The organism is Brakhagea baltica (genome assembly GCF_052161605.1).
GTDB lineage: Bacteria > Planctomycetota > Planctomycetia > Pirellulales > Pirellulaceae > JBKCUI01.
Window position 1 is genome coordinate 1,688,186 of record NZ_CP197409.1, and the last position, 25,073, is coordinate 1,713,258.

The following is a 25,073-nucleotide window of genomic DNA, read 5'->3' on the forward strand; positions in this document are numbered from 1 at the left end:
TACTTCAAATTTCGGTAGTGGGAGCTCATCACGTTGGAAAATGGCAGAACTGGAGAGGAACTCCGGCAATGGATCGAAACCGATGGACTCAAGTTGGGAACCGAGTCAGTTAATGAATTAAACCGATGGTTGGTTTTGTCTACCTTGTGGGATCCAGATCGAACGCTGCTGGCGCAGCTAACGCCACTGCTTCAAGAGTTTCCCGAATTGGAGCGAGGGGTGGTGCCGTTGGTTGCCTTTCTTTTGGCAACGCGTAGCCCTGGGGTTTTCATCGGATTCCTGCAGCGTGATAATGAAGCCCTGCCAGTTCTGCTACGAATCTTGTCATTGCCTACACCCGCTTCTTCCTGGTTGATTTCTGATGAGGACTGTTTTGATTGGTTAAGACTGTCAGCTGGACAGCTCGTTAGTGCGGAGCGGCTCAGGGATGTCATTGCGACCGAGGTCTTGTCGGTGGATGACGAATCGGTGCGGTTGGCTTCGATGAGATCGTTTCGTAGGCGAGAGACACTCAGAGTGTTGTGTGGTTTTTTTCTTCATGGGGTGGGCTGGAATGATGTTATGGGACAATTATCCGAGATTGCAGACGCCGCATTTTATGCAAGCTGGGAGTTAGCATTTTCCGAGACCCGAGTAGCCCCTGAGCGTCGTCAACAAATAGAGTCGGGGTTGATTGCGCTGGCAGGTGGGCATTACGGCGGATGCGAGTTGGACTTGGAATCACCCCTCCAGATCCAATTTCTCACGGAAGAAGAGCCAACGGGTGTTGGGAGAGCCAATGGGGGCAATACAGATCGCTCGCGAATCGCAGAGCGAACCATGTATTGGTTAACGAATGCCGATGGATTCGATTACCGCGTGAGCCGTTTTCTGGGGTCGGGGAATGAGCCTGCCGTATCAAACGCAGTTTCGTTGTTGAGCGAGACTTTAGTGGAGACCAACCGTCAGTGGTTTCAGCAGATCGAGAATCAAGGTCGCACGCAACACAGATTAGCTCTTTTACGACGCAGGCTTTTGGCCGGTAGTGAAGCGTTCTACGAAGAGTGGAACAAGCAAGTCCCAAGCTTTGTATTCCGCCGTAACTTGTCCGGTGCAGATATCGTCGGTTTGTACGCTTTGTTTCGAAGGATCGATCGGTCTGCCTCGCAACGAATTGGAGCTATTTCCCAGGAGCCCGAATCCAAACTCCTTGGAGCGTGGCGTGAGGAACTATCGATCTTCGTACAGTATTTGCAGATACTTTATGGCGGAAATGACGAGTCGCTTTCCTTGGGAAATACTAGGTCCGCCATTGATGCTTTGGCAAATGCTCGCCACATTCAAGACTCAGAACGAGATGTTTTAAGGAATGCTCTTCATGCCATCGCGACCGCTAGCCTGCAGTTGCAGGCCCGATCCTTAGAAATGACCGGGCAAGATCCAATTCGGATTCCCGTCGCCGATTCTTTTGAAGAACAACTGAATAATTGTCGTGAGAAAATGGAGGCCGCCCGCGATATCTGGAATCGAAAACAGCCTGAAGCGTTCCTGGTCCCCCCAGAGGTAGCCGTCGAAACCGACCTAATTCTAGACCCCGCCCCCGACCGTGACTGGGCGAATCGCGTTCTTAAGTCCTATGGTTTCGTCCGTTTGCAAGATGCTATTCAAAACTTACAGGAGCTAGCGCAAGAAGAGATTCGGATGCTTTCTACCAAGCGATGCCGACACTACCTTGCGAAGATTGCCCCAAGTTTACTGAGCAAGATAAGCCAGACCCCTAATCCGGACCTGACGCTCGAAAACCTGGTTGAAACGACTCGTTCCTTGGGAGGCAAGGGAGTACTTTGGGAGCTGTTTAGTTTTCACGAGCCCAGCATGGATCTTTACATTCGGATTTGCGGAGCGAGCGCCTATCTGGTGTCGATTTTAACTAAGAACCCTGGGATGATTGACGAGCTGCTCGATTCGTTAATGCTGAACCGGCTTCCGAGCGAAAGCCAACTCCACTCCATGCTCACCGATTTGTGCCGGGGGGCGGCAGATCTAGAGCCCGTTCTTACCTCCTTCAAGAACGCGATGCATCTGAATGTGGGAGTGCGCGACATACTGGGTAAGGAAAATGTTTCCGCTACCCACAACGCTCTAACGGACATTGCGGACGTATGTGTGAGACGTGTGATCGAAAGCTGCTATAGAGCTTTGGTGGAAAAGTTTGGTGTGCCCACGACACGTAGCGGGCAAGATTGTCCGTTTGCTATTCTCACGGTAGGAAAGTATGGCAGCCGCGAGCCTAACTACCATAGCGATATGTCGTTGTTGTGCATCTATGAAGAAGAAGGGGTGACAACTACACAAGGAGCAAGCAAGAGTCAAACTTTAGATCATTGCGATTTTTTTCATCAGCTCGTCTATCGGATAACTCAATCGATCAATCGATTGGGCCGTTACGGACGTCTTTATGAAGCCAAGCCGTGGATTGTTGGCGAGGACGTTGGCAGCACGGCTGCATGGAGACGGCACGACTTCGAAAACCTATTTAGTACAGGCGAAATATCTGCAATTAAGAAAGTCGAGTTTTGCTCAGCGCGATGCATTGGTGGAACTCCTGGCTTTCTGAGTCGTGTTAATGATGCAAAAAGTTTGATTTTGGGAATGCGTCATTGGACGAGGGGGGATTCCCTGAAGGTTTTGCAGCATCGTCTCGGGCTGGAACAAGGTGTATCACCGAACAATATCAAGCGAGGTCAAGGAGGGACCATCGAGGTAGAGTTACTAACGAAAGTGCTTTTACTCACAAACTTCCACGACCGACCTGAGCATATCGCGGAGGGGACGATTGAAGGGTTAGAAAATCTTTCTGAACACGGGCATATCGACTCGACGGACTACCACGCACTTCGGGAAGGATACTTGTTTTTGCGACGAGTGGAATCCGGATTGAGGCTCATGAACACGACCGCCCGACATGATCTGCCTACCGGAAAGCAGGAGCTAGAGCGGTTAGCCTATGTCATCCGCTTGCAGGCCCCGGATAGCGTCGCCGCGATATGTGATCAGCATCGAGCATCCATTCGTACAATTTTCGAGCGGGTATTTTCTGAGATGGAGTACCATCCATAAGCATGGCATGTACCGAGTTTAAAGATGCCCCGGCCTGTGCAATAAGGCGGCTACTGCGACCAGGCCTAGGGCACTTTCGCGATCGGCTAGCCGACGCAAATATCTAGAAGTCTTATTCAGGGCCGTTTCGAAACAAAATCCAGCGGGAGAGTCAAAAGACTAGCATCTGACTCTCCCGCGTTGGACTTGTTGGGTAGAGGGTGTCCGCCTGAGAAACAGGCAATAACACTATGTTATTGATTATGCAAGAGATGTGCCAAAGCGCAGGCGTCAGTGCATTTCTTCGCTTCTTTGCCGAAATTTGGCTAGAAAGTCGAGATTCCGGGATGTCCTTTGCCGAGGTGGCCTCACTTCGAATCTAAAGGACGTTCTAGTTGCCCACTTATTGGGCAGGTCGTGCTAGCGTATTGACGCTGAGCAGTGCACGACCTGGCCGACGTGACTGGGCGTGGGAACAGGTTTTGTGCCCGGGATTTAGCCCTATTTCTTGTACACTCGAGACTTTGAGTCTCCAGCTGTCATGAGATAGGCCATCAAATCGCGTACCTCCTGCTCGTTGAGTTGATCAAGCAACCCGACGGGCATTTGTGACACCTTAGATTCTTTCATTTCCTCAATCTCGTCTTTGGCCAGAACGATCGGCTTAGCATCGGCATCGATCGTATAGATATAGATTTCGTTGCCAATCTCAACAGCCCGACCTACAAAGCTTTGGCCATCGGCAGTTAGAATCTGTTGAGAACCGTATTGATCCGAAATCGCTTTGCTAGGTTCGATGATTGATTCCAGCATATCCCTGACCGAGAACTTCTTGCTGGCGGTCGACAAATCTGGCCCAACCGCTCCTCCTTGTCCAGCAATGCGATGACATTTGGAACAGCTGGTAGCGTGGTAAAGATTCCTGCCGGATTCGAAATCCGGTTTGTTCGTTGACGTTTCGATTGCTGCTAGAGCTTCCGCGACGGTCCAAGTTCTCCCGGGACCTTGAGGCGGTGTTGAGGTGAAAGGTGCCGACAATAAGGATTGACCGGTTAACGAATCCAATACAATTGTCTCCTCTGGCGAACAGGTGGCCAGCGCGTCGTCGCGAAACTGGGTCAAGAACTTCCCATAGCTATTGCCACCCGGCTTTTTTGATGCATCAATGAAAAACTGGAAGTACCTCCGCCTTTGATCCATCGTCCAGCCTTGTTGGACATTTCTCAACGTGAACGCAAAGTGAATACCGCGTACAGGAGGCATGTTTGCAAGCATCTCACCGACCGTCCCGCCATATCCGGCATTCCTGGCGACCAAATAGCCCCAGTCAGGAATAGGCTCCGGCCCAAGCTTGTCCATCATGTCTAGCGTTTTTTGAACGACCGAATCGGACTTCAAATAAACCAGGAGCTGAACAAGCTCCGCATCAAGCTCATAAACATGCGTGGGATAAACCGCATCTAAAACTGCGAGCAATTCTCCACGCTGATTGTCGTTTGGAGTGCTAAGCCTGCAAAAAGCTACTTGCATGGCTCTTAACCAAGTCAATCTTTGTTCAACGTCGAGTTGTGGCCAATCGTGTTGCATTAGTGATTCTACAATGCGTGGCAGGTCGCTCGATTCTCCTTGCCTTGCTAGGGCGAGCATGGCTACTGAACTCGCGGTCGGATCTTTGAGTGAATGCACTTTGTCACGCCACGCTTCGACAGGCTGACTTTCGAGCGCGACCCTGGCTGCATAGCGAATGAACCGGTCGGAATTCCCCAAGTGCTGGATAGCTAAATTGACATCACCCGTAGCACCCCCGTGCATTGACTCAAGTTGACGCCGGACCCTTCGACTTTCTGCTCCTGCCTCGCTGGCTCGGAAAGCAGGCTCGGTGCTCTCCTGCCCCACATAGGTCACACGATACAAATCGGACTGGGTGCCGCGTCCACCTGTCGCAAAGTACAGTGCACCGTCATTGCCCACAATCGCATCGGTGACGGGTAATGGTGAACCGGTCACGAAATCAGTCTTTTCTCCCGTGTAGGTCGAACCATTCGGCTTTAAGGCCACCGAGTAAATGGTGCTGTAGGTCCAGTCCAGAATGAACAAAGCGTTTTGGTAACGGGCGGGAAACTTGGCTCCCTCGCCAAAGACGATGCCAGTCGGAGAACCTGGCCCGATATCTACGGCCGCAGGCAGAGAGTCTTCGTAGTATGCGGGCCACTTGCCCGTGCCGCTTCTCCAGCCAAACTCGCTGCCACTAGTTGCATGACAGACTCGTGTTGGGCGATACCATGGCGACCCAAAGTCCCATTCCATGTCTGCATCGTATGTGAACAGCTCACCATCTGCATTAAGTGCGATATCGTACTGATTGCGGTAGCCCATGCTAACGACCGTCCAGTTCTTTCCGGATGGATCCACCTCGCAGATCCAACCTCCTGGTGCCAAGATACCAGCCGCATGCCCGTTGGCATCCCATCGGCGAGGTAACAAATGATCTTCGTTCCAATTCGTCGGGATTTTGCTCCCCGCGATTTTGTTCGGCAATTTTGTATGGTTACCAGCCGCGACGATCAACGATTTTTTATCAGGCCCTAAAATGACTGCGTGCGGACCGTGCTCGCCACCACCGTCTAGCTTCATGCAAAACTCTGCGGTGTCAACCAGTCCATCGCCGTCAGTATCACGAACTCGATGAAGTCCTGATTTGTCCCCACCGTTTACAACGACATAGAGCGAGTCAAAAGCCCATAGTAGACCTTGAGCTCCGCTTAAAGATACAGGTAGCTTCTGCACACGGGTTGCTTCGCTCGCAGTCCCTGGAGTAATCAGATACAAACCTGCTCCTCCTTGATCGCTTGCGATCAGCCTGCCGCGATCATCGGTCGCCAGGGAAACCCAAGAACCCATCGAACGAGGGACTCGGAACACTCGTTCGATCTGGAAGCCCTCTGGCACCTGGGCATGAGTGGCGATCTCGGGCATGAACTCCCCTTCTTCGCCCCCCTCCAGAAGCATTAAAAGAGAATCGCGGTTGACGCTTCCTGACCACGGTAATCCACTCGCTCCCAGTTTCCCGAACTCGATCGCATTGCCCCATGCTGAGTCGTCAAAGCCAAGTTCCTGCCAGCCCGCTACCTCTTTTGCGGACGCTTTCCAGGAACTATCCGACACGACTTCCACTAATGAACCGTCCTCCATAAGAAACAGCACGAGTATCAAAGCCCCCGCCGGACCTCCTTGATTGCGAGCGATCATGGCCAGCTGATTGCGTCCCTCTTTGGCATGCTTGGTGATGTCCACCAAGTTGGGTTGAGACCACTCGTCGTTCGACAGCACCTTGGTATCGTTGATGAAGAACTCCAGTTGGTTGTCGGCACCTCCGATAACTATGGCTTGTTTGACTTTGCCGTTCAGATCCACGGAACGCCTCAGAAACGAAGGTTGATCCGGGTTGTTGCTAGACCAGATCCAAGCTGGGTTGCCTCGGAGTTTTAGCTCTTTGGAAAGCTTGGGAGACTGTGCGAAGCACTGGGGAGGAATGAGGCTAAAGGTGCAAACGGTAACGATCGCTAAAGAAATGATCCGAACGAGATACATATAGACTCCGATGGGCATCTTGGCAAAACAAGAGAAAACTAGGTAGGGAGCGTTGGTAGGAATCTCAATTTTAACTCGACGGTCGCCCCCCAGATACGCAACTTAAGGTTGGCAACGCAAAAAAATGGAAAAAGTAGTTGGCTAGTCGCTCGAATCTTGTGATCGGAACGTTGACTGTATTCACTAGTTCATTCCCAAGCCATGATTCGACTTGCGGCAACGACTACGAGGCTTTCGGCAACACGTGCAATGATCTTCTCGGAATCCTCTGTGACATCCCGGTCGTAAGATAGTTCAATCGCTCCGAGCGTTTTGTTTTTTGAGGCTACGAACCAGGGCAAACCCAATTGGAATCGAAACGAATCGTTGCTACTTCCTCGTTTGGTCACGGGGCGTTTCAAGGTCACGATCTCTCGTGCAAATAATCCATCGTGCAGGTCTCTGTGTTGGACTATATCTCTGTGTTGAACTAGAGGAGTCAATCGTGTTTCGTTAGCCCAACGACCATCCATAGCCCAAATGACGACAGCATCAGGACGGAGCAACTCGCGCAAACCGATGTTAAGACTGGCGGCGACCGCTGCGGTGGTGCTACTTCGGCAAAGCCTGTTGACCACCGTCGCTATAGAATTCGTATCAGACAGGATTTCCAAGGTTTGCTCGTCCACCTCCCAAGGGATCCAGGCCATGCATCCGCAGTTGGGGCACGTAGAATCCCGAGGCGGATCGGAAACTAAAACGAAAGAGCGTTGACCGCAAATGCTGCATTGAAGTGGCTCTCCGTCGGGTGTCCTGCTAGAAACTCTCATGGCTGACCGTAATTGCAAATTGAACCTTTCCCAAAAGTCATTTGGAAATCTCTCCAAGGTAATTCTAACGATGAATGCGCCACCGGTGAGGTGGCCAGAAGGTGTGTGTTACAATTCCGATCATATGCGACGCCGGCACTGCGAAGGGATTGTGACCGGGAGCACCGCGCTGCCACATCCGCGAATCGCGTGATCGAGCGGAGAAATCTCCGAGCACGAAGTATTCATCGTTGCTAAGCAAGGCGGGGCGACCTTCGGATCCCCACAACTTCGGGCCAAACGGGGCAGGAATTTCTGATAAGTACTCAAGTCCCATTATGGAGTCAGGTGGCGTTTGGCGTACGCCATCGATCCACACGGATCCGTCTTGAATGTGAACCTTTTCGCCTGGTAATCCGATCAATCGCTTCACGTAGAGCGTTGCTGGTTCTTCAGGATTATGAAAAACCACAAGATCCCATCTTCTAGGGTAGAGATACTTTGCGACTAGAAAGCGATCGCCAGAATACTCTGTCTCGTCGACCTCCAATGATGGGGCAACATGGAAATTTTCGCAGATCATTAGCTGTTGATCGGCTTTTTCATAACGATGGTCGAACGCTGTACAATAATTGGGTTTACCGCATTCTGGGCAAGTTCCCTTGCAGTGTCTTCCCAACAGCGTCGGTGCCATAGCGTTCGTTGGAACCACAAATGCTTCAAAAAGGTAAGGTTTCAGCACAAGTGGAAGCAAGAGGAGTGTACAGACGGTTGTTAGCAACGTTGGAAGCCATGCCTGAATTGTCTGCACGAACCGGGTTTGAAATATGGCGAAAATCACGGTACAGGGAATGGCGACTGCCGCAGCAAGTTCAACCAGTCCGAGTAGGATCGAATCGGCAGCCCAGTATGATGAGATCACCAGGAAAAGGACATTGATAGAGATCTGCAGCATGCTTACACACACGGTAGCAAAAACAACACCCCGTGTTGTAACGTTTGGTGCTTTCGCCCAACGCAATCCTAGACGAAGACATAGTGCCCAAAGTACGAGTTGTCCGACTAGCAGGCCAATAAATACTGAAGCAAAAATTATGGTCGACAGCATTTCGAACGATGTTGTTTTGCGAAATAAAGAACGAGCAGGAATCGATACGCTAAAGAAATGGCGACCGTAGCGATCGTAGGATGACAGCTCTAATTCTAACGTAAAGGGAACGCCCGACCTCCCATTCTCAGTGCTAAGTTATCTTTTCTACGACAGATAGCCTTTGCCTCAAGCTCGGGTGAGTCCAGCTTGTGCGATGTGGCTTGTTGGATCCGTAAAGCTTCTTCAGCACATGGCCATACTGAGTACTGGCTTCGAGCAAACTCAGGTTCCGGTGTTTCGCCCCCAGTTTGATCGCATATTTGTCGGCGTCCCATTCCGTCCACCAGCAGGTAGCGACAATCAGCCCGGCGAAGACCAAACCGAGCAGAAGACAGCCTAGTACTAAGTATCCGCCTTGGGTGCATGACAGGAGGTAAAGCAAGCTGGGGACTGCAAGGAATGTTGGAAGCATACGCACCAAAGCGTGGTGTCGAATGCTATGGGAAAGTTCGTGGAGAATGACCCATTCGATTTCAGCGGTATCAAAAGTAAGAAGGAGTTTATCGGTCAGCAGTAGCTTTTTTTGAGTCAATCCACCCAATAACACTGCGTTCGAGGATCTGCAAGCCGTTGGCCACAGATAGACCTTGGGTGAGGGATGGCGAAACGCTTTCCAAAGTGATTCCATCTCTTGCGAGCGTTCGTCATCAATTCGTTCGGCTCGGGAGCACCAAAGAAACCAGTAGGGAATCAGGAGCGAGCTTAGCCATGCCGAGGCGATGATGGTCAGCAAAAGTCCCCAGGGAAAGGTGGTAAGTGAGGTAGGTTGGCTTTCTCCGATTGAGAGGTCAGTCAGTCCCGTTGCATGCAACAAGTCGATGGCAATTACCATGAATCCAAAGATGGCGATTGGGATCCAAAGAAGTCTATTAAATCCCAGATGATGCTTGAGAAACAGAATTCCCATCAAGCTAGGCAATGTGCCGCAAACAATTGTGGGAGCCCACATGTTGGTCGTGGCCCAGGTGGTTTCTACCAGTTGCGGCCATCGGAGCAAAGCTAGAAGGAAGGGCTGAATGATCAGGAAGCCTAGTGATAAATGCTGAAGTTGTTTTTTGGATAGGCGAGACAGATTGGAGCCTGTCACTGCGAAGGCTAAGCAAACTAAGAGCAGCAACGTCCAGCACTCGATATCAGTGCGTTCCGTTGGTAGCGAGCTAATCGCAAGTGGGAGTTGCAGCCGCGGCGGTGTCGATCCAGCATAGAAAAGCCAGTAGAGTGGCCAGGAAAGGAGCGGAGACAGCAATAAGAGACGTCCCATAAATTTCCAAGGAACATGGATGCTAGGGCCTACAATCCGGTTGAGATTCCCGCACCCCCCTGAGTGGTCCAGCGCTCCGCCTGAGAAATTCCAGGTTAACCAAGTCTCCCTAACTACAAAATTTTTTCGGGAGCATAACGGAAAATAGGGCGGGGGGCCGGTCGGGTTTTTCCGTGGAAATGGGGGAGCCTTGTGCCTGGCCGCAGCCCCTATTTAGCCCTTCGGGAGAGAAACAACGTAGCAAGAAAGGCAACAAAACATCCTGAACCGACGTAAAAACAAGTCAACATGGTTGGTCTTTGGGCTTCGAGCATTCGTTTGAAAACGAAGTACGGAGGGATCGGTGTCTCGGTTACGCCATCCTGAGAGATCTCGTTCCAGGTGTCCCAGGCCGTTGCGGGGGGCATATCTAGCATTGCCTGTCGTATGTCCAGTACGAGATCTTCTTCAGACAGATCGAGCGGGGCAGAAAAGCTAGCTCGAAAGGAATACAGGTAGCCTGCGTAGCTTAGGCAAGGGATGCTAACCAGGAGAAAGATCACTGACAGCACCCCCAAAACGGGAGAGGAACCTTTGTTTTTGCCCCGACGTGAAGATACTTCAGTTTCGGCAGGGGAAAGTGTCGAGAAGCCTCGAACGGTAGGGACTTGGACATTAGCCTCGCACGAGGGGCAGCTAACTGTCATTCCCGCTTGGCTCTTAGCGACGGTTAGTTTGTTTTGGCAGTTAGGACAAGGAAGAAGATATTGGCTCATAGTGAGAACGATGGGGTCAGGATCTGTTGAGAGTCGGATGGATGGTGCTAGCGGTGGACTTTTCCGATGATACCAATCCTAGTTGTTTTCGCAGGATGAAACCGATCGAAAATTATATTGGCTTAAAGTTTTTGTCGGTGGCTGGACCCGCGTTATGTGGTGGTTAAAATAGGGTCGGTGCTGGTGGTAGGATCGCGAGATCCAATCCTTCACACTCACATACCACAAATTGGAACATGGATGGTCGGTCGTAAATGGCCGGTCAATGTGTTTTCCAAACATCCTTGCCTTAAACGCCGGATCGTTCGAGTCAACTAAAGTACCCAGCAAACTTATTGGGTTGACACTATCATAACACGACCGTCGAACGGTGTATAAGCGAGAGACGACAGCATCGAGGGTTACCTTGTGGCTGTGGTATTCTCATAGGATGGGAAGGTTTGCCGGTAACTCGGATAGAGAGTTGCTGCTTGCCTCCGGAGTGGGTGTGTTCCAGTGGTATTGATCATGGAAGAAAATCGGTCGTGTTCCGTTATCATTTCGTTTGGGTTTGGGTCGCGGTGACTAGGCGTGCTTGGGTACGTCGTGTTAGTCAGCGTCGGCACTGTTTTCCCTTGTCGAGTTGAAGAGCAGCAACGAAGCGTGCGTCGCGGGCATCCTTATATTTTTGTTATTCGTAAAAATTTACCATTTGTAATCGGAGTGATGTTCGTTTTAAGTTAGGTGCTACACTTCTCTTGCCTCACTCAGGCGGGGGATGGGACGTATGCGTTATTGGATCTATCTCAGGTCCGCATGGTTTTGGGAGCATGCCCAAGCGAAAGCGGATCAGTGAAGCGCCCAATGACGAGAAACGTCTAGGACCGTGCTAGAAACCGAGCACTTCGACCCTCCATTTTTTCGTGGTTTCAGGAGCTATTACCTTGTTCGACGGCCTGTTGGATTTCGATGATGATTTGCCTCGCAGCGCTGACGACTTGGATGGTCTTCGCAAACTGTCGCTTGAGGAGGAAGGTGACGACCTAGGCGATACGGTCGCAGAGGTTGTTGTTCCCGAGGACCAAGTCCAATTGGAAAGCGATGATGATCTGCTTTCCGGCATGGACGAGATCGAGACGTGGTCTGACGATCCAGTTCGCATGTACTTGACGCAGATGGGCGAGATACCTTTGCTCACCCGCGACGAGGAAATTCGGCTGGCGAAGAAAATCGAAGTCACACGACGACGATTTCGGACCAAACTGCTCGAGTGTGACTATGTGGTTCAGTATGCCTTCAAGATTCTCAAACGTGTTCATTCAGGCGAACTACCATTCGATCGCACGGTCCAAGTCTCAGTGACCGATCGCCTAGAGAAAGACCAAATTCTCGGACGACTGCCTCACAACCTCAAAACCCTCGATGTCTTGCTAAAGCGAAATCGTCGCGATTATCGCAACGCGTTGAGCAAGAACTTGCCGGAAAACGTGCGTGTTGAGGCATGGCAATCCCTAGCTAGACGACGTCGCAAGACGGTGCGTCTAGTGGAAGAGTTGGGTTTGAGGACTCAGCGAATTGAAGCAATGATCAACGTTTTAGAGAGGCTCAGTCAGCGGGTCGATGAGATTCTGCATGACTTGGCGACCCTAAAGTCATATCAAGTTTCTCCTTCGCAGGTGGCGCAGCTAAAGCGTGAGTTTCGTCAGATTCTCGTTGCGACTCAAGAGACGCCTACCTCGCTGAGAAATCGGGTTGCTACGGTGAAGAAAGTCTTTACCGAGTACCAAAGAGCGAAAAAGCAGTTAAGCGAAGGCAATTTGCGTTTAGTGGTTTCGATTGCCAAGAAGTATCGTAACCGTGGTCTCAGTTTCTTGGATCTGATTCAAGAGGGGAACGCGGGCTTGATGCGGGCGGTCGACAAGTTCGAGTATCGACGAGGGTTCAAGTTCTGCACCTACGCGACTTGGTGGATTCGCCAAGCCATCACCCGTGCGGTGGCAGACCAGAGCCGAACCATTCGGATTCCTGTGCACATGGTAGAAACCATGTCGCGGGTTCGAAATGTGTCTCGTCAACTTCTGCAAGAACTAGGTCGCGAGCCTACCTTGGAGGAAACCGCCAGACGTGCAGAAACGACAATCGAGGAAGCGCGGCGAGTATTGGCCATGAGCCGATACCCGATTTCGCTTGATCGTCCTGTCGGGAATAGCGAAGACAGTCATTTCGGCGACCTGCTACCTGATGGTACCGCAGAGAGTCCTGCCATTGGTGCAGCACAAGAGATGTTGCGAATGCGAATCAACTCCGTCTTAAAGACGCTGAGCTATCGCGAACGCGAAATCATCAAACTGCGGTACGGTTTGGGTGACGGTTATAGCTATACGCTGGAAGAAGTAGGGCACATCTTCAAAGTGACGAGAGAACGTATCCGTCAGATTGAAGCCAAGGCGGTCCGAAAGCTTCAGCAACCAAGTCGTTCGCAAGAATTGGTCGGGTTCCTCGACTAGTTTTTCGCATTGTTCATGGTTGTTCACTCAACCAGAGCCAAATCTAAACCCCAAATTTAAACCTTGGTGCCCCCTCCGGTACCAAGGTTTTTTTGTGCTTTCGGTTTAAAAAAGAACCGGGCCCCGATCAATTGCTTGAACGAGGCCCGGAGTCAGGACTAATTGACCTCGAATGAATCACGCGCTCCTGGTAACCCAGAGCACAATCCAATCCGAGCGGAGTGAAGGCTGCATGTCACTAGCAGCCCGCCGGCCCACTAGGACACCTCACCCCCATGGCCAGTACAGAAACAATTCACTGATCACCTCCTTTCAAGAACAGCCAGGCTTACGCGGTCTCACAGCCAAGAACCGGACCGCAAAGCACGGAAACAGTCGCCGCGATGCGTTTCGCAGCACTGACCCTATTTTATTTTGAATGCCCCCAAGAAATCAACTAGAGCTTAGGCTATGATGCTAAAAGTTGTCGAAAATTCTCTCCCTTCTTCGACGGCGGACCACTAGCTATTGGATACTTTGCATTGGTGAATTGCTCCTCCTGCTCCCTGCAAAGCCCCTGAGCTTCCAGCTAACAACACCAAAGCCCTTCGGTTTTTGATTCCTTACTCCTTTGTTTTTATTCTCCATGGGAATTCGCGTCGCGCTTAAGCACCACACTCAGTACACATACGATCGCCCCATTCAACTGGGCCCTCAAGTCGTGAGATTGCGACCGGCACCTCACTGCCGTACGCCGGTCTTGAGCTACTCGATGAAAGTCAAGCCGACCGATCATTTCTGCAATTGGCAGCAGGACCCTCAAGGCAACTACATTGCCCGGCTCGTCTTCCCCGAGAAAACAAAAGAATTCTCGATAACCGTTGATTTGGTGGCGGATATGACCGCTATCAACCCATTTGACTTTTTCCTCGAATCCTATTCGGAAACCTACCCGTTTCAGTATGAGCCTTGGCTTTCCAAGGAGTTGGCACCGTTTCTGGTGCTTAACCACGACATCGATGAGGTCGATGCCTGGCTCAAGGATAAAGTGGTGAAGGATCGCCATATAATCGACGTGATCACCGACCTGAACCAGCAGTTGCAGCAAGACATCCAATACGAAATACGTTTGGAACCAGGTGTTCAATCCCCTCGTGAAACGCTCGAGCGGCGGGCCGGATCCTGTCGCGATTCGGCATGGCTGCTCGTGCAGATTCTGAGGCGGCTTCACTTGGCAGCACGCTTTGCCTCAGGCTATTTAATTCAACTAACAGCCGACCAAAAATCGTTGGACGGTCCTTCCGGTCCCGAGCAAGACTTCACGGACTTGCACGCTTGGGCCGAGGTTTACTTGCCTGGTGCAGGTTGGATCGGTTTGGATCCCACATCGGGATTGCTTTGTGGCGAGGGGCATCTGCCGGTAGCGTGCACACCGGACCCATCCAGTGCTGCTCCTGTGACGGGCTTGGTGGAAATGGCAAAATGCGAGTTCGACTTCCATATGTCGGTTCAGCGAATCGAGGAAGACCCTCGCACGACCAAGCCATACACCGATGATCAATGGCGTCGGATCAATGATCTTGGGCAAAAGGTCGATCAACAACTCGTCCAAGACGACGTGCGACTCACTTTCGGTGGCGAACCGACGTTTGTTTCCATGGACGACATGGAAGGCCCCGAATGGACTACGGATGCTGTCGGGCCCACCAAGCGGCTTCTGTCAGGGCAATTGATCAAGCGTTTACGAGATCGCTTCGCACCGGGAGCATTTTTACACTATGGGGAGGGGAAATGGTATCCCGGTGAGTCACTTCCCCGCTGGGCTCTCACTTGTATTTGGCGTCTCGATGGCGAAGCGATATGGCAGGACGCCAAGTGGATTGCTGACGAGAAACGAGATTACGGCTTCACTTTTAAGCATGCGAGGCTTTTCTCGGAAACGCTCGCAGAAAACCTAGGGGTCGATTCGCAATGGCTCGTTCCTGCGTACGAGGACGTGCACTACTATTTGTGGCGAGAGCAAAGACTCCCGGTCAACGTGAAACCTTGGGACCCAAAGTTCGAGGATCCCGAAGAGCGCACTCGCATGGCGCGAGTTTTTAGCCGGGGGATCAATAAGCCGGTAGGAGTCGTGTTGCCCATCGAGCGTCAGTGGTGGCAAGCTCGGTTGAGATGGCGGAGTGGTCCATGGCCCGTCCGACCCGAGCGGCTCTTCCTGCTTCCAGGCGACTCGGCGATCGGCTTAAGATTGCCTTTGGACAACCTGCCTTATACTGTCGCGCAACCAGGCCAATATCCCACTCCATCAGACCCCTTTGCGCATCGACCACCACTCTCCCCGGCGGTTTCCATTCTGCAACAAAGCAGACCTCAGCCGGAGGAACCGGTCCGGGCGAATAAAACCGGTTGGGGTTCATTGGTCGCATTAGATGCGGACGAAGACATTAGCTGGTCCGAAAAGCAAGCGCAGCGGCACACCGAAGCGGCTATCGATCCTAACGCCGTGGTTCGCACCGCGTTATGTGTAGAGCCACGGGATGGGCGCATCTATGTGTTCATGCCTCCTACAGAGACTCTCGAAGATTACCTCGATCTAGTATGGGCCATTGAAAAAACCGCATGCGATCTGGAAATGCCAGTCGTCGTAGAAGGCTACCTGCCACCCAAGGACCATCGCATCCAACTGATCAAAGTCACTCCCGACCCAGGAGTGATCGAAGTAAACATTCATCCGTCCAAGAATTGGGATGAGCTGGTTGAAAATACGACATCTCTTTACGACGAAGCACGTCAGTGTCGATTAGCCACGGAAAAATTTGACCTCGACGGCAAGCACACTGGGACCGGCGGAGGCAATCACATCGTCATGGGAGGCCCGACGCCCTGGGACAGTCCGTTTTTGCGAGCTCCCCACGTTTTAAAATCCATGATTGCGTTTTGGATCAACCATCCGTCTTTGAGCTATCTGTTCAGCAATCGATTCATCGGTCCAACCAGCCAAGCCCCTCGGCCAGACGAAGGTAGACAGGATTCCATTTACGAACTGCAGACGGCTCTCAATCAGCTGCCAGGCCGTGGACAGGATTGCCCACCGTGGCTGGTTGATCGTATCCTACGAAACTTGCTCATCGATCTCACGGGAAACACGCACCGAGCGGAAATATGCATCGACAAGATGTATTCTCCCGATAGCTCGACCGGGCGTCTCGGGCTGGTCGAATTGCGAGGTTTTGAGATGCCTCCTCACGCTCAAATGAGTTTGGCAACGCAACTTTTGGTTCGCAATCTGATCGCCTCGTTCTGGCGAAAAGAGTACGACCAGCCTCTGATTGCTTGGGGCAAGGATTTGCATGATCGCTTTATGTTGCCACATCACTTGTGGCGAGATTTTGAGTCTGTTGTTTACTACTTGCAACAAGACGGATGGGACTGGGAAGCCTCGTGGTTTGCGTCTCATTTCGAGTTCAGGTTTCCACCGGTGGGGAGCGTAGAGTACGACAACGTATCCATCGAACTTCGCACCGCGATCGAACCCTGGTATGTAATGGGAGAGGAGCCCGGGGGTGGTGGAACCGTGCGCTACGTCGACTCCAGCATCGAGCGTATTGAGGTCAAAGTCAGCGGCTTTGACAAGAAACGACACCGAGTGCTTTGCAATGGTTACACGTTACCACTCCAATTCGGTGGCGCCCCGGGAACTTATGTTTGCGGAGTTCGCTATCGAGCTTGGCAGCCATCATCCTGTTTGCATCCCACGATTCCAGTGCATACTCCGCTCGTCGTCGAATTATGGGATTCCTATTCGGGACGTTCTCTGGGAGGGTGCACCTATCACGTTGGGCACCCTGGAGGACGAAACTATGCAACGTTTCCGGTCAACGCACTCGAAGCGGAAGCTCGGCGTACAGCTAGGTTCCAAAAATTCGGGCATACCCCCGGCTTCACGCACCCGCGAATGCCGAGGCCGAATCCTGATTTCCCGTGCACGCTGGATTTAAGAAGGGAACACCCCACCAGAGGGAACTATTAACGAAGGTGCACTTTGTTTTAAGAAATTTCGTAACGAGAATACAATCAGCCTTTGATCGCTAAAACACTGGATTCGCACCAGTGTTTTATACTGACCTTCAATTGTTCCAAGCTGCCATCGTTGGCAATGATATGTGTTGCCTTCGATCGTTTTTCTGCAATGGGCAACTGGTTTCGTTCTCTGGCTCGCCAATCCGACTCGGTCCAGCCTCTCGCCATCGCAAAGGCTCGTCTCCTCTCCTCGGGAGTGTCGATCATAAGAATGTAGTCGCAATGCTCGTCCCATCCTCGTTCGAATAGTAACGGGATATCGAGTACTAAGAAAGTAAAAGTCTGCTTAGGATCGTGAGTTTGGAAGGCTGAATCCTGGGTTATCTGTTTCCATTCAGACAATTCCCGAAGAAGTTGTTGGCGTACTCTCGTTTGCACAACCGATTCGAGAAAATCCTTGTTGGATCGATGTTCGGGAGTTTCCCCGAATACCAACCTCGCGATTCTCTTGCGATCGAGCCTTCTCCTAGTGAGATCCTGCTCATCTTCATTCTCTAAGACTTGTCTACCAAACCGATTGACAAGCTGATCAATCACTTCCGGTTGCGTCAAAACTTGATGGGCGATTTCGTCAGCATTCAATACACGACCGCCGAACTCAGCGAGAGTTTCGGTCGCGACAGATTTTCCACTTGCCACTCCCCCGATAATCCCTACGACTTTTCGAGAGTTGTGGATTCTGTTTGTTGTGTCTACATCGCTTCGCATTCCGCCCAATTCTTTCCCCGTTTGACATCTACCTTGAGCGGAACACTTAACGGCATCACATTAATCATGGCGTCGCGAACCAGATCTGCCAATGGCTCGCACAGTTCATCGGGGCAGTCGAAAATCAATTCGTCATGGATTTGCAAAATCATTTTAGCCGGCCACTCCGTGGCTCGTAGACGTTTCCGAATTTCGATCATCGCCATTTTGATCATGTCGGCCGCAGAACCTTGAATGACAGTGTTGACGGCCATTCGCTCTGGTTCTAATAATTGCTTCTGTTTGGCCTCTGGCAGGCTTGGGTAATCACGAATACCGAGGAGGCTGCGTTTTCGACCAGACATGGTTTTAACGTAGCCGTTTTTTCGACAATCGACGAGAGTTTCGCTTATAAAGTTTCGAACAGAAGGATACTGCGCGAAGTAGGCGTCGATGAAATCGCTGGCATCGGTACGGGAAATCCCCAGGCTCTTGGATAATCCGAACGGGCTTTGTCCATAAATGATGCCGAAATTGACCGCCTTGGCTCTGCGGCGCATTTCGGACGTGACCTCGCTAAGTCCGACACCATGAATTTGAGCCGCTACTATGGTGTGGATATCTTGATCGTCTCGAAACGCGTGGCTCATGATCTCGTCTTGTGAGCAGTGTGCTAAAACTCGCAATTCAATTTGCGAATAATCAGCCGCCACGAGCGACCAGCCGTCAGCCCGCGATAAAAACGCCGAGCGAATCGAGCGACCCTCCGCAGTTCGAACGGGAATATTTTGAAGATTCGGTTCGACACTACTCAATCGGCCTGTGGCTGCAATATCCTGTCGAAAGGAAGTGTGCAAGCGATTGGTCTTAGGGGAGACCAGCTTCGGCAATGCATCAACATAAGTATTCTTTAGCTTGGTGAATTGGCGATACTCGATGATCTTCGCGGGAAGTGGATGCTCGGGGGCTAGTTCCTCCAAAACTTCGGCATCGGTGCTCGGACCGGTTTTGGTTCGTTTCACAACACGCAAACCAAGCTTTTCAAAAAGAATAGTGGACAACTGTTTGGGGCTGTCGGGATTGAAAGACTCCCCTGCTAGCTCGATGATCTCGTCGAACAGGGCGATCGTACGAGCTTGGAAGGATGTGCCCAATTCTTTTAGCCGATCGATCGAGATGCGGATCCCTTCGAGTTCCATGTCCGTTAGCACGTTGATTAACGGCAATTCCAGCTCGGTCATCACTTTGTCTAGCGATTCTTCCGCGAGCCGTTTCTGCATAATAGGAAACAGCCTAAACGGAACATCGACATCTTCGCAGGCATAGGGGCCAATGGCATCGAGCGGGACATCGGCCATGGATCCTTGATTCTTTCCCGAACCGATCAAGGAAGTTATGGGGGTGTTGTTGTGACCGAGCCACCGCTTTGCGATGTCGTCCAGGTCGTGATTGCGGCCTCCCGCGTCCAGTAGATAGTCGGCCACCATGGTGTCGAAGCCGATGTTCTCAAGCTCGACACCGTGGTTTCGCAGAACGATCAAATCGTACTTGATATTCTGACCGATGAAGGTTCTTCCGGAATCCGATGCGAGATTGCTAATCTCCTGACGAACTTGTTCCCAATCCAGTTGAGGTGCACCGGAGGGAGACAAAATAGGAATGTAGGCCGCAGAGCCTGGTTGCCAGGAAAGGCTTAATCCAACAATCGCAGCATCTCGCGCACGAGTTGATGTCGTCTCGGTGTCTATCGCAATCACCCTTGCATCGCCGATGTCTGCGATTAAGCGTTTCCATTCTTCGGTGCATGTTACCGTTCGATATCCGTCTCGCGACAATTGGTTATCAACCGGTTCTGTAGGGGCATCTGGTTTGTCTAAATTAAGGAACTGTTCTGCTAAGCGTCGAAAACCGAGGTCCTGGAACAGATTCTCCGCTGCATCGCGATCTAAGGATTGCGGTTGCATTTCGCTCCATGCCAGCGAAATGGGACAGTCTCGCTTTAGCTCGACCAAGGTCCGACTGAGTAAAGCCTTATCTCGGTGGACTCGCAAGTTCTCTTGTTTCTTGGCACCCGGTACCGAATCAACATTCGCGAGGATATTGTCCAGGGAATCGAACTGCTCGAGGAGTTGTTGTGCGGCTTTGGGGCCAATCATGGGGACACCCGGCACGTTGTCAACCGAATCGCCAACCATGGATTGAAAATCCACGACTTGGTCGGGGCGGATGCCCCAAACCGCTTTCAGTTCGTCAGGCCCGAAGAGTTCATTCTTTCTAAGATTGAGCATTTGTATTCGTTCAGAAAGTAGTTGCCTACAGTCTTTGTCGCTGGTTACTAGCAAAACCCTCGCGCCTCTCGCGGCCGCGTCGGTGGCCAAGGTTGCCATCAAATCGTCCGCTTCGTAGCCACCAAGGGAAATCTTCGGAATCCGAAGCACATCTAGGCTATGGTGAATGAGCCCAATCTGTTCGCGCAAAGCGTCCGGCATTGGCTCGCGGTGAGCTTTGTACTGGTCATAAAGTTCGTTGCGAAACGTGATTTCTGATTCATCGAACGTACAGACGAGGAAGTCGGGGGTCCATTGCTGAATGAGACTCGCAACATCTCTCAGGAATCCATGGACCGCACCTACCTCTTGCCCTTTGGGATTCGTCATTGAGGGGAGAGCGTGAAAGACCTGGTAGATCAAGGAGTGCGAGTCAATAAGAATGACGAGATCATCTGGACCAGGGATAGTCGACCTCGGTTTCGTCGGCTTCACAGGCTCAGTGGGGGAAGACTCAACGCGGGCAGGTTCAACTGAAACGGACGAGTGCGTCTGAGTGGTCGTCTGATTGTTTGGCTCCTGCACGGAATCGACTGGGCTATCCATTTCGAAGAGGGTAGGTTGAGCCGAGTTACGTTTTTTCGCCATGAGAATGAATTTGGTGAGATGAGTATTATCGGACTGCTGAACCAAGGACGATCAGGAATGCGATCAGGATAATGATTGCCAGAACAGCAGCAATGACTACTGCCAGTTTTGTGCCCGAGAACGGAGCAACTCCGGTTACTTCGCCGGTTTGGCCATTGACAAGTACTCGGTACGGTTTCTGTTTGTAGTGATAGACCATAATCCAGACGGGCAACAGTACCGGTGTGCTTTTCATGTTGCGTGCAAAAAGATTGACATGCAGATTCCTGACGTTTCCGCGTATGGTGGATTGAACGGTTCTGCTGGCTTGCTGTTCCAGAATGGCTTGAGCAAAATTGCGAGCATCTCGCCGTGTTGTTCGGAATTCTTCGACGACAATGTTGTGTAGATCTAACTCGTCAGGAGTAACACTCTTTGATAGGTCAAAGGGACATAAGTCGCGAATCTCCACGGGAGTGAGCGTACCTGAAGCTCCCACCAGAACATTGTCAAAGCGTTCCTCGGTCGTTCCCGAGATGGGATACCAGCTAGCTCTAGCTCCGGCGGGAACAGCAGATGTATCAGCGGTCCAGGAAACATCTGCCTGGGCATAGAATACCCAAAAAGGAACGAAGACCGCCGTGACTTTGCTGATGACCGAGTCCGTCGAGGCATCTCCAGGACGCCAAAAGCCTTGTGACAACCACTTTCGAATCAATCCTTCTACATCTCGATGCTGAATGCGAAACGGAATGACAGATTTAGGGCGGATCGTTCGGGCAGTTGGCCGAGAGGTTAGCTTTTCGCTGCCGCAGAACGGACATCGCAACTGTTGAGCCGAGGCATCGTAACTCATCGATGCACTGCACTGTTCGCATTGAAAACTAAGAATGCTCGCGACCGTTTGCAACGCGGACGTTTCCTCGATACCAACACCGACGGTGTCGACGCCTTGTAGATTCTCGGTGCCGCAATTGGAGCAAAAGAGATCTTCCGGATCCAGAAACGAGCGACAGACTCTGCAGCGAGACTCTTCCATTAGTTCCCTATCCGCAAGTTGGACACGAGTCCGATCAGTAGTATTCCAAACAAAATCAATAGCCCAACAGCAATAATTGCTACGACAATGCGTTTGGTCGACCAAGGTTTCTCGCCGTAGACCTTGCCTGTTTGCCCGTTGACTAGAAAGCGATAGACCTGACCACGGTACTGATACGCCATGACATGAACAGGTAGCAGGACCAAGTCAGTGTCTCCCTCTTCAAAATTCGTAAAGACATTGAGGTTGGAATGCGTGTCGCCTGGTAGAAATCGAGCGATCGATTCTTTTTCACGTTTTATGAACTCCGACTTCGCGACTCCTAAGGCTTCTTCTCTCGTCAACGAATACTCTTCCAGCATCCAGCCTGCCAAGAAATGAGGTCGAAAACGCATCATGCTGGCAAGACGGTAAGGTTGGATAGCGAGGGCTTCTCGCTGTGGTAACCCCTTGGAGGCAGACACCATGTAACCGGAATAGTACTTTCGAAAGATACCATTCAGTGGCCACCATTCGGTCTCTTGTACGGTACGAGTTCTCGTTTCTCGTTTTCCGTTGACGGTAACGGTATAGGTCTCAGTTCGATACCAATACTCGCCAATGCGAGCAGACCATTTGCTGTGAGACTTTAGGGTGAAGTGCCAAAAGGGAACATAGACACCTTGTTGTTTGTCCGTTACGGCTCGGTGTTTCAAGTCTCCTGGCCGAAACCAACTGTTTTTTCCGAGCCACTCGAAAAAAAGTTCTGTTGCCTTTTGCTTGGTAATCGCGAAACCAATCACAAACTCTGGTCGACGACGTGCTGAACTTTGACTCGATTGCTTAACCACGTAGGTCGAATCGCAAAAAGGGCATCGCAGGCTATTCAAATCAGAGGGGACATCGATGTCCGCACCGCAATTGTCGCAATGAAAATAGCCCAGTGTGGCGATGCTGGTGGAGGGGCCAATGGTGGCCGCTGTGTTGATAGGCGTTGTGTTGAGGGACCCCGAGTTGGTCGCTACCGTTGATAGCGTGGAAGCATGAGGGACGCCGCAGGCTGTACAAAACCTAGACTCGCAAAGACGTGGAGCCCCGCATGTCGAGCACGGCAACAAGGGGGCAGCTCGGATTGCCGACGACTCCTCGAGAGTCGCGGGTTCGATCAATGTTGCTGAAGATGCATCGGTTTGATTCCGCATTTTGCCGGTCTACGCATCCATTCCAAGGTGCACGTTAACGTAAACAATCTCACGGTTATTTAAATGCTATCAGAGCGATTTCGCAATGTAGGATTATTTCGCACGAGCAGAATAACCGCTACAGTCGAACTGGTATTGGCCCATAACGCATCGTTTCTAGTCGTTTTTTTTATCAAAAACCGGTTTTGACCTAGGTTAGAGGTGGGAAGTCGTTTCTCGAATCCAGGCAAAATCATGGCAGGAAAAAAAGAAAAAGCGGAAACAGCAAAAGACGTTAAGGCAGCGGCCCACGGAGCAACCGACGGAGCTGAACCCAAGAAAGGGGGAGGTCTAGCCGGAAAGCTACTAGTTGCCGCCTTTGTGAGTGGTGTCATTATCACGGAAACGTTCGTGTTCTTCTTTCTGGTCCCCTCCGGCGAGCAGATCGCGGCCCTCGCAGAACAGCGGCTGATTGCTCAAGCTCAGGAGATTGATTCTAAGGATAAAGTTCACAAGCATGTCGAGGAGGAAATCGTAGAATTTCACCTACCGGTGATCGCGGTACACTTTAGGCCGGTCGGAACCGATTCCTATTATCGAGTTGAGTTTGTGCTGTATGCTGAAGTGCTAGCAAAGAATTTGGATCATCTGATCGAGCTTTTCGCTTCCATGGAGGGACGGGTCAAGAATCGACTTATGCTAGAAATTCGTCAGACCTCACTCCAAGAGCTCGAGGAAAACCAATTGGGCTTGCTTCAGCGGCGATTATTAGCGACAGTGACCCAGATGCTGGGCAAAGATGATTTGTTGCTAAACGTCGGATTTGCCGAATATCAAGTACTAGAAGACTAGTTTCCCGGTCTCGGTCTGCTACAGTCAGTCAAGGAAGATTCGATTGTCCAATACAGATACCTCCAATCCGCAGGCCGCTGACACTAGGCCTGTTGAGAATGTTATCGAGCGAGCAGAGGCAGCTCTCAAGCAAGTTGAAGAGTCTCTGCAGTCACCTAACGTTCATCGATACCAACTATCTGAACTGGTTGGAGACGAAGGTCCACCTGAGAAAGTCTCCATCGATCTACTGAGAGATGTGCAGCTCGAACTCAAGGTCGAGCTGGGACGTACCAAGATGAGCCTCGAGGATATCTTGCAATTGCGTAAGGGATCCGTCGTAACACTGGATAAGCTCGCTGGCGATCCAGTCGATATCTACGTTAATGGCAGGCTTGTAGCACGGGGAGAAGTTCTCGTCCTCAACGACAACTTTTGCGTCCGAGTCGCGGAATTGGTTGGAAGCGATGTCATCTCTTAGGACCTTCCTAGAATCATTGTTCGTGCTGAGTGCCAGCAGATTATCAGCCGTCACCGTGGCTTGTGTGGCTGCTCTGGTGTTCGGCATCCCTGTTCATGCTCAGATGTTTGAGGACCAGAGAATTCGAACGAACCAATCGGCTGGAGAACCATCCTTGGTACGGGGCACAGGTCGAACGTCAGTTGGTGGGCAACAGACTACTCACCAAGATACTCGTTACGACGCTTGGCAACACTCTCAAGCAGAATCGCAAGTAAGATCCGCCAGTTACGAATCTCAAACGCCCCCTGCTTCGAGCGGACTCCCGTTTCGTGGCCAAGCGGATAGGACCGATGCGGTCGCCCCAGCGTCTGCACAATCCATGGTTGAGCTGAAAGGACCTTCGAAAGCTGGCGATGGCCGAATTACGAAACCAACCAGTCCGTGGAGTACATTTTTCTCGGTTGGGTTTTCGCTTTGCATCGTCGTCTGCCTATTTTTGGGTGTCGCTTGGATGGCTAAGCGAACGATGCCAGCCGGCTCCTCTAAACTGCCGAATGAAGTCATCGAAGTTTTGGGCCGTTCCACCATTGCACCACGGCAGCAGGTCTACGTGCTCCGGTTTGGCAGAAAGCTTTTGCTCATTAGCCAGCAGCCAGGACAAACGCAAACGCTAAGCGAAATCACCGACGAAGAAGAAGTCATCCGACTGGCAGGAATCTGCGAGGCGAACTCTCCACGCTCGAGCACTCGTTCTTTCTCAGACGTTCTGAAGCAAGTGGCAACAGGAAAGGTTGAAACTGCTCCCGTACGTACACGACGAACAGCCTGAAA

15 protein-coding genes are annotated in these 25,073 nt (G+C 51.4%); 6 read left to right on the forward strand and 9 right to left on the reverse strand.

The window, feature by feature from the left end:
- Window positions 1-33: 33 nt before the first annotated feature.
- Window positions 34-3,099: a [protein-PII] uridylyltransferase family protein gene (locus SH449x_RS06575; RefSeq protein WP_482380527.1), complete on the forward strand. Its 3,066-nt coding sequence runs from the start codon at window positions 34-36 to the stop codon at window positions 3,097-3,099.
- 480 nt (window positions 3,100-3,579) lie between these two features.
- On the opposite strand, the gene SH449x_RS06580 is transcribed toward SH449x_RS06575, so the two are convergent.
- The 5 genes from SH449x_RS06580 to SH449x_RS06600 all read right to left on the reverse strand — a co-directional run bounded on the left by SH449x_RS06580 (window position 3,580) and on the right by SH449x_RS06600 (window position 10,623).
- Window positions 3,580-6,669 carry a c-type cytochrome gene (locus SH449x_RS06580; RefSeq protein WP_482380528.1) on the reverse strand — a complete coding sequence of 1,030 codons (3,090 nt, stop codon included), beginning with the start codon at window positions 6,667-6,669 and terminating at the stop codon, window positions 3,580-3,582.
- A 188-nt stretch (window positions 6,670-6,857) separates the two neighbouring features.
- The gene (locus SH449x_RS06585; RefSeq protein WP_482380529.1) at window positions 6,858-7,358 is read right to left on the reverse strand and encodes a hypothetical protein; all 501 of its coding nucleotides are present in this window, start codon (window positions 7,356-7,358) and stop codon (window positions 6,858-6,860) included.
- A gap of 184 nt (window positions 7,359-7,542) precedes the next feature.
- Window positions 7,543-8,412, reverse strand: a complete 870-nt coding sequence (lepB, locus tag SH449x_RS06590; protein ID WP_482380530.1) for a signal peptidase I — start codon at window positions 8,410-8,412, stop codon at window positions 7,543-7,545.
- A gap of 286 nt (window positions 8,413-8,698) precedes the next feature.
- Window positions 8,699-9,868, reverse strand: coding sequence for a M48 family metalloprotease (locus SH449x_RS06595; RefSeq protein ID WP_482380531.1), 1,170 nt, complete (start codon window positions 9,866-9,868; stop codon window positions 8,699-8,701).
- 209 nt (window positions 9,869-10,077) lie between these two features.
- Complete coding sequence (locus tag SH449x_RS06600) at window positions 10,078-10,623, reverse strand: hypothetical protein (RefSeq protein ID WP_482380532.1); 546 nt, start codon at window positions 10,621-10,623, stop codon at window positions 10,078-10,080.
- Window positions 10,624-11,546: 923 nt separating this feature from the next.
- Between SH449x_RS06600 and SH449x_RS06605 the strand changes: the two genes are divergently transcribed.
- On the forward strand, window positions 11,547-13,109 hold the full coding sequence (locus tag SH449x_RS06605; RefSeq protein WP_482380533.1) for a sigma-70 family RNA polymerase sigma factor: 1,563 nt from the start codon (window positions 11,547-11,549) through the stop codon (window positions 13,107-13,109).
- Window positions 13,110-13,734: 625 nt separating this feature from the next.
- Window positions 13,735-17,118, forward strand: coding sequence for a transglutaminase family protein (locus SH449x_RS06610; RefSeq protein WP_482380534.1), 3,384 nt, complete (start codon window positions 13,735-13,737; stop codon window positions 17,116-17,118).
- Window positions 17,119-17,162: 44 nt separating this feature from the next.
- Here the strand turns inward: SH449x_RS06610 and coaE are convergent, their stop codons facing one another.
- From coaE to SH449x_RS06630, 4 genes are read right to left on the reverse strand one after another with little or no spacing between them, the layout of a single operon-like run.
- Window positions 17,163-17,876: a dephospho-CoA kinase gene (gene coaE / locus SH449x_RS06615; RefSeq protein ID WP_482380535.1), complete on the reverse strand. Its 714-nt coding sequence runs from the start codon at window positions 17,874-17,876 to the stop codon at window positions 17,163-17,165.
- Window positions 17,861-20,770, reverse strand: coding sequence for a DNA polymerase I (gene polA / locus SH449x_RS06620; protein ID WP_482380536.1), 2,910 nt, complete (start codon window positions 20,768-20,770; stop codon window positions 17,861-17,863). The genes coaE and polA overlap by 16 nt, the downstream gene beginning before the upstream one ends.
- 25 nt (window positions 20,771-20,795) lie before the next feature.
- The gene (locus tag SH449x_RS06625; protein WP_482380537.1) at window positions 20,796-21,788 is read right to left on the reverse strand and encodes a TFIIB-type zinc ribbon-containing protein; all 993 of its coding nucleotides are present in this window, start codon (window positions 21,786-21,788) and stop codon (window positions 20,796-20,798) included.
- Entirely contained in the window at window positions 21,788-22,969 is a 1,182-nt protein-coding gene (locus SH449x_RS06630; protein WP_482380538.1) for a TFIIB-type zinc ribbon-containing protein, read from the reverse strand. Before SH449x_RS06630 ends, SH449x_RS06625 begins: the two co-directional genes overlap by 1 nt.
- A 234-nt stretch (window positions 22,970-23,203) precedes the next feature.
- Between SH449x_RS06630 and SH449x_RS06635 the strand changes: the two genes are divergently transcribed.
- From SH449x_RS06635 to SH449x_RS06645, 3 genes are read left to right on the forward strand one after another with little or no spacing between them, the layout of a single operon-like run.
- Window positions 23,204-23,800, forward strand: coding sequence for a dihydrolipoamide acetyltransferase (locus SH449x_RS06635; protein ID WP_482380539.1), 597 nt, complete (start codon window positions 23,204-23,206; stop codon window positions 23,798-23,800).
- A 43-nt stretch (window positions 23,801-23,843) separates the two neighbouring features.
- Window positions 23,844-24,260, forward strand: coding sequence for a flagellar motor switch protein FliN (gene fliN, locus SH449x_RS06640; RefSeq protein ID WP_482380540.1), 417 nt, complete (start codon window positions 23,844-23,846; stop codon window positions 24,258-24,260).
- The gene (locus SH449x_RS06645) at window positions 24,247-25,071 is read left to right on the forward strand and encodes a FliO/MopB family protein (RefSeq protein ID WP_482380541.1); all 825 of its coding nucleotides are present in this window, start codon (window positions 24,247-24,249) and stop codon (window positions 25,069-25,071) included. The genes fliN and SH449x_RS06645 overlap by 14 nt, the downstream gene beginning before the upstream one ends.
- Window positions 25,072-25,073: the final 2 nt, after the last annotated feature.

What these genes read in the sequence shown, in the direction of transcription:
- SH449x_RS06580 (WP_482380528.1), bottom strand. Translation starts at nt 6,669, where the DNA reads ATGTATCTCGTTCGGATCATTTCTTTAGCGATCGTTACCGTTTGCACC.
- SH449x_RS06585 (WP_482380529.1), bottom strand. Translation starts at nt 7,358, where the DNA reads ATGGCCTGGATCCCTTGGGAGGTGGACGAGCAAACCTTGGAAATCCTG.
- lepB (WP_482380530.1), bottom strand. Translation starts at nt 8,412, where the DNA reads ATGCTGCAGATCTCTATCAATGTCCTTTTCCTGGTGATCTCATCATAC.
- SH449x_RS06595 (WP_482380531.1), bottom strand. Translation starts at nt 9,868, where the DNA reads ATGGGACGTCTCTTATTGCTGTCTCCGCTCCTTTCCTGGCCACTCTAC.
- SH449x_RS06600 (WP_482380532.1), bottom strand. Translation starts at nt 10,623, where the DNA reads ATGAGCCAATATCTTCTTCCTTGTCCTAACTGCCAAAACAAACTAACC.
- SH449x_RS06610 (WP_482380534.1), top strand. Translation starts at nt 13,735, where the DNA reads ATGGGAATTCGCGTCGCGCTTAAGCACCACACTCAGTACACATACGAT.
- coaE (WP_482380535.1), bottom strand. Translation starts at nt 17,876, where the DNA reads ATGCGAAGCGATGTAGACACAACAAACAGAATCCACAACTCTCGAAAA.
- polA (WP_482380536.1), bottom strand. Translation starts at nt 20,770, where the DNA reads ATGGCGAAAAAACGTAACTCGGCTCAACCTACCCTCTTCGAAATGGAT.
- SH449x_RS06625 (WP_482380537.1), bottom strand. Translation starts at nt 21,788, where the DNA reads ATGGAAGAGTCTCGCTGCAGAGTCTGTCGCTCGTTTCTGGATCCGGAA.
- SH449x_RS06630 (WP_482380538.1), bottom strand. Translation starts at nt 22,969, where the DNA reads ATGCGGAATCAAACCGATGCATCTTCAGCAACATTGATCGAACCCGCG.
- SH449x_RS06635 (WP_482380539.1), top strand. Translation starts at nt 23,204, where the DNA reads ATGGCAGGAAAAAAAGAAAAAGCGGAAACAGCAAAAGACGTTAAGGCA.
- SH449x_RS06645 (WP_482380541.1), top strand. Translation starts at nt 24,247, where the DNA reads ATGTCATCTCTTAGGACCTTCCTAGAATCATTGTTCGTGCTGAGTGCC.